The following is a 1,831-nucleotide window of genomic DNA, read 5'->3' as shown; positions in this document are numbered from 1 at the left end:
CTTGTAGACCTTGTCGAACTCGGCCTTCACCGCCTCGTTCTGATAGGAAGCCACCAGCGTCTTCACCCAGGCCTCGTTCTCGTTACCGGTCTTCACCGCGATGAAGTTGCGGTAGGGATTGTCGGCGATAGGCTCCTGCGCGATGCGGTTTTCCGGCGACAGGCCGCTTTTCAGCGCCCAGTCGGTGTTGACCACGGCCGCATCGAGATCCTCGACCGAGCGGCCGACGATACCGGCGTCAAGTTCCTTGATCACCACCTTCTTCGCGTTCTCGGCGATGTCGGCGGTGGTGGCCAGAATGCCGGTGCCATCCCTGAGCTTGATCACGCCCTCGTTCTGCAGCACGCGCAGCGCCCGGCCTTCATTGGATGGGTCGTTGGGCACGCCAATGACCGCGCCCTCGGGCAGGTCGGCAACCTTGCTGAACTTCTTAGAGTAGAGGCCGATCGGCCAGACGCCGGTATAGCCGACACGGACGATGTGGTAGCCTTGCGTCTTGATCTGGTTGTCGAGATAGGGCTGGTGCTGGAAGGCGTTGGCGTCGATCTCGCCGCGCTCCAGCGCTTCGTTGGGCTGGGTGTAGTCGTTGAATACCACCGTCTCGATGGCAAGGCCCTTTTCGGCGGCTTGCGCGACGACGACGCGCCAGACGTCCTCGTCCTCGCCGCTGATGATGCCGACCTTGATCGCCTTCTTGTCCTCGGCAAACGACGCATGCGGTGCAATCAGGCTGCCGATCGCGACGACTGAGGCGAACAGCAGAGCAAGGCCACTGCGCCGGTTGACGGTTGACCCGGGGGAAGATGGCAAAGTGTTCTTGAAGTCAGTCATGATTGATCTCTGCGGTTGTGAAGTCATGGCAGCGAGGCGGATTGCCTAGCCTTGGTCGCATCCTCAGAAATTCTATCAAGTTTATCAAAGAACGCGTTTCGCCATTCTCGCCAAAGCCGGGAATATTCTCTCAAAATTTTCAAGAGCGTGAGCAAAAGCCGCTGCTTGGCCGGCCGCAGCGGATCGCGGCGCGATCTTGCGCGCGTCTGGAGGTCGTCAGATTCTCAGAGAGCTCAGCGTGCCGTCAAAGCGCGATCCAGGCCGCCTTCAGTTCCAAATATTTCTCCAGCGCGTGCAGCGACTTGTCGCGGCCGAAGCCGGACTGCTTGACGCCGCCGAGCGGCACGGTGATGTCGGCGCCGCCATAGGTGTTGACGTGGACGACGCCGGCATTGATGGCGCGCACCATGCGATGCGCGGTGGAGAGATTGGCGGTCCACACCGCGGAGGCAAGCCCGTAGACGGTCGAATTGGCAAGCCGAACCGCCTCCTCCTCGGTCTCGAAGCGCATGACGCCGAGCACCGGCCCGAACACCTCCTCGCGCGCCAACTGCATGTCCTGCATGACATTCTCGAAGATCGTTGGCGCCATGTAGCTGCCACCGGTCTCGGTCAGCATCCGCTGGCCGCCGGTGACGAGACGGGCACCTTCTTCCGTGGCCCTGGCGACGAAACCGAGGTTCTTGTCCAGCTGTTCGGCGCTCGATACCGCGCCGACATCGCTGGTGAGATCAAGCGGATCGCCGACTTTGAGCCGCATGGTTGCCGAGAGCAGTTCGTCCATGAAGCGGTCGTAGACCGCTGACTGGACGAGAAGCCGCGAGCCGGCGACGCAGACCTGGCCGGAATTGCGGAAGATGCCATTGGCCGAGACGACCGCTGTCTGTTTCAGGTCCGGGGCGTCGGCAAAGACGATGTTCGGCGACTTGCCGCCGAGTTCGAGGAAGACGCGCTTCAGATTGGAGCGAGCGGAATATTCGAGCAGCCGCCTGCCGACCGG

Annotated in this window: 2 protein-coding genes; both read right to left on the bottom strand. The window is 61.9% G+C overall.

What is annotated here, in order from left to right; genetic code table 11:
- Nucleotides 1-831 (bottom strand): MetQ/NlpA family lipoprotein (locus tag EN879_RS34350; RefSeq protein WP_127274634.1); only part of this gene is annotated, 831 nt, incomplete at its 3' end.
- A gap of 244 nt (nt 832-1,075) precedes the next feature.
- Nucleotides 1,076-1,831 (bottom strand): aldehyde dehydrogenase family protein (locus EN879_RS34345; RefSeq protein ID WP_127274633.1); only part of this gene is annotated, 756 nt, incomplete at its 5' end.

This window comes from Mesorhizobium sp. M7A.F.Ca.AU.002.02.1.1, assembly GCF_003998535.1.
Classification (GTDB): domain Bacteria; phylum Pseudomonadota; class Alphaproteobacteria; order Rhizobiales; family Rhizobiaceae; genus Mesorhizobium; species Mesorhizobium ciceri.
This window is presented reverse-complemented; position numbering and strand designations above follow the sequence as displayed.